We start from the raw sequence: 3464 nt of genomic DNA, 5'->3' as shown, positions 1-3464 counted from the left end.
GACCCCACCGAGCCGAACGAACCATCCAACCCCGCCGAGCCCGGCACAACCACCGAACCCGGCACAACCACCGAACCCGGCGCGGCCACCGAGCGCGGTGCGGTCACCGAGCGCGGTGAGGCCGGCGAGCGCGAGGGCGAGCCTTCGGTCGGTGAAGCGGTCGAGTCTGACGGGCGCGCGGAGGTCGGCGCGGCCGAGGATGGCTCTCAGCCCGGTGAAACCGACGCACGCGAGCCGGGGGCCGGTGGGCAGGACGAGCCGGACGCCGAGGTCGTGGCGCCGAGCGGTGCGTTGAAGCCCGAGGAGATGGACGAGCCCGTCGGCGAGCGCGATCCGGCCACCGGCGCCCCGGTGAATCTCCCGGCGCCCACGGCGACGGCGGCGGGTACGCAGGTGACGCCGGAGCCGGGCGCGCCCGACCCGGCGCACGACGTCGAGCAGCGCAGGCGCGAGGCTGGCGTCGACCACCGCTTCCCGTTCGGGCGGCCCGGCCAGCCGCTCGGCCGCGCCCACCCGTTCGTGTTCGGGTTCACCGCCGCGCTCGGCGTCATCACCGCGTGGCTGCTGGTGCAGGCCGCGTCCAACGCCAAGTCCGTGATCGTGATGATCGTGGTCGCGATGTTCCTGGCGGTCGGGCTCAACCCGGCCGTGGAGCGGCTCCGCAGGTTCGGGCTGCCCCGGTCCGCGGCGGTCGCGGCGGTGTTCCTGGTGGTGATCCTCTTCTTCGCCGGGTTCGTGGCCTCGCTCGTCCAGCCGGTGTCCGAGCAGGTCACCGAGCTGCGCAAGAACATCCCCGAGTACGTCGAGCAGCTGCAGGAGAACAAGACGCTCGCGAACTGGGACAAGCGGTACGGGCTGCTGGACCGCGCCGAGGAGACGGTGAAGGGCGAGGACTTCCAGAAGAGCCTCACCGACATCGCCACCGGGATCGGGAAGGTCGCGGTCAGCGGCGTCTTCCAGACGGTCACCATCCTGATCCTGACGCTGTACTTCATGAGCTCGCTGCCGCAGATCAAGACGTTCTTCTACAAGCTGGCGCCGCGCTCCCGGAGGGCGAGGGTCGCGCTGCTCGGCGACGAGATCCTCGACCGGATCGGCGGCTACGTCGCCGGGCAGTTCACGATCGCGTTCATCGCGGGCACCATCTCCTACATCTTCCTGTCGGTCCTCGGGGTGAAGTACGCGCTCGCGCTGGCGCTGATCGTCGCGGTGACCGACCTGATCCCGCTGATCGGCGCCACGATCGGCGCGGTCGTGGCGTGCCTGGTCGCGTTCCTCACCGGGAACGTCACCGACCTGATCGTCTGCGCGATCTTCTACCTGATCTACCAGCAGGTGGAGAACTACCTGGTCTACCCGCGGGTGATGAAACGGACGGTCGACGTCCAGCCCGCGGTGACGATCGTGGCGGCGCTGGTCGGCGGGGCGCTGCTCGGGGTGGTCGGCGCGCTGCTGGCGATCCCGACCGCGGCGGCGATCTCGCTACTGATCCGCGAGATCGTCGTGCCGCGCCAGGAGACGATGTAGCCCCCGGCCCGGACGGTCAGCGGCTGGTCCGGGCGAGGGCGGCGGCGAACTCGGCCACGGCCTGGTTGAACAGGTCCGGCTGCTCGACGGCGCACAGGTGCCCGGCGCGCGGGATGACGAGCAGTTCCGCGTTCGGCGTCGCGTCCGCCATGGCGCGGGCCTCGTCCTCGGTGGCCAGGGTGTCCTCGTCGCCGATCAGGACGAGCGCGGGGACGCGGAGGCCGCGGAGCGTGCCGAACGACTCGGGGCGCCCCGCCATCGCGCGCTGCGCCCACGCGGCGGCCCGCGGCGGCGTGGCCTGGACGAGCCCGCGCACGCGCCCGTAGACCAGGGCGCGCTGCCGGTACGTGGTGGGCCCGACGAGCGCGGGCAGCACCTCGTCCATGAGGACCCGCGTGGTGCCGTCGCCGTCGAGCCGTCCCGCCTGCCGCAGCCGGTTCTCCCGGACCGGCCCGGTGTCGGCGGCGGCGCGGGTGGCGGCGAGCACGAGCCCGAGGACGAGCTCGGGATGCCGCCGGCACAGCGCCATCGCGACATAGCCGCCCATGGACAGCCCGCCGACCACGGCCCGCCGGACGCCGAGCCGCCGGAACAGGCGGGCGACGTCGTCGGCCATCGCGTCGACGGACGGGTCGTCGTCGCCGAGCTGCGAGCCGCCGAAGCCGCGCAGGTCGGGCGTGATGACCCGGAACCTGTCGGCGAGGCCCTCGCGCTGGGCGAGCCACATCGCCGAGGAGAGCGGGAACGCGTGCAGCAGGACGAGCGGCGTGCCGGACCCGACGTCCCTGGCGTACAGCTGCACGGTCATGGGCGGCCCTCCCGGACGGCGTCGCCGAGGGCCGCCGTGAACGCGGCGGCCGGAACGCGCCGGCTCCACCATCGTTACCCGCTCACGGGTCGGGCGTGACGGAGATGGCCGCGACCGGCCGCATGGAGTTACTTGTCCGGTTCGTCCCATTCGGTGGGGAGCGGGGCGGCGGCCGGGGCGACCCGCTTCACGATCTCGTTCAGCACGATCCGCACGTACGGCTCGCCCACCCACAGGTGCTTGGCGTTCTCGACCGCGATCACCTCGGCCTGCGGGACGCGCTTGAACCGTTCCCGCGCCTCCGCCGGACGCAGAAAGTCGTCGAACTCGGGGACGAGTGCCACGACGGGCCGTCCGTCCGCGCCCCAGGCGTCCAGGTCGGCGTCGCCCGCGCGCTTCAGCGGCGGGGACAGCAGGATCGCGCCCTTGACCAGCGGGTCGCGCCCCCATTTCAGGGCCAGCTCCGTCCCGAACGACCAGCCGAGCAGCCACGGGCGCGGCAGATCGTGGTACTCGGTGTACTCCAGCGCCGCCGCCACGTCGAACCGCTCGGTCTCCCCCTCGCCGAACTCGCCATGGCTCGTGCCGCGCGCGGACGTCGTCCCGCGCGTGTTGAACCGCAGCACCGCGAGGCCGGCGAGCGCGGGCAGCCGGTAGGACGCCTTGCGCAGCACGTGGCTGTCCATCATGCCCTCGGCCGTGGGCAGCGGATGCAGGCAGACCAGCGTCGCCGAAGGCGGCCGGTCGGCGGGCAGCGCCAGCTCGCCGACCAGTTCCAGCCCGTCGGACGTGTGCAGCGTGATCTCCTCACGCCGCGCCGGGAGCACCGTGGACGCCCTGATCTCAGCCATGAATCTCCTTAGTAGCGGGGCGCTAATAGCGGGGCGCGTTGCGCGAGCGCTGAACCTTGGGCGAGCGCCGGGACCGTGCCTGCCAGCAGGGACGGTGCCAGTGCCGCCGGTCCTCGCCGCCCCGGTCGTCCGCCCGCCACGCGACGACGTGGGCGGCGCCCTGCGGGATCTCCTGGTCGCATCCGGGGCACCGGTACGCCTTGGCCGCGCCCGCCCCGGACACGGACCGGACGATCCACTCCCCGTCCGGCCCCTCCTCGGTCTCCTGAGCCCACGAC

General features: G+C 73.1%; 4 protein-coding genes. 1 reads left to right on the top strand and 3 read right to left on the bottom strand.

All coding sequences use genetic code 11. The features are described from left to right. Positions 1–1527, top strand: a 1527-nt coding sequence (locus E1287_RS42565) for an AI-2E family transporter (RefSeq protein ID WP_243719829.1), incomplete at its 5' end; no start/stop codon positions are given. A 16-nt stretch (positions 1528–1543) separates the two neighbouring features. Here E1287_RS42565 and E1287_RS42560 read toward each other — a convergent pair. From E1287_RS42560 to E1287_RS42550, 3 genes are all read right to left on the bottom strand, one after another. After that, positions 1544–2335: an alpha/beta fold hydrolase gene (locus E1287_RS42560; RefSeq protein ID WP_131971722.1), complete on the bottom strand. Its 792-nt coding sequence runs from the start codon at positions 2333–2335 to the stop codon at positions 1544–1546. 128 nt (positions 2336–2463) lie between these two features. Then, a complete protein-coding gene (locus E1287_RS42555; protein ID WP_131971720.1) occupies positions 2464–3186 on the bottom strand; it encodes an alpha/beta hydrolase in 723 nt (240 codons plus the stop codon). A 22-nt stretch (positions 3187–3208) separates the two neighbouring features. Then, positions 3209–3464: ATP/GTP-binding protein (locus E1287_RS42550; RefSeq protein ID WP_207934809.1), on the bottom strand; the 256-nt coding region annotated here is incomplete at its 5' end.

This window comes from Actinomadura sp. KC06, assembly GCF_004348735.1.
Taxonomy (GTDB): Bacteria; Actinomycetota; Actinomycetes; order Streptosporangiales; family Streptosporangiaceae; genus Spirillospora.
Note: the sequence above shows the minus strand (reverse complement) of the source record. Positions and strands in the feature narration are given on the sequence as shown.

Coding starts and splice junctions, on each gene's coding strand:
- E1287_RS42560 (WP_131971722.1), bottom strand. CDS start 2,335: ATGACCGTGCAGCTGTACGCCAGGGACGTCGGGTCCGGCACGCCGCTC.
- E1287_RS42555 (WP_131971720.1), bottom strand. CDS start 3,186: ATGGCTGAGATCAGGGCGTCCACGGTGCTCCCGGCGCGGCGTGAGGAG.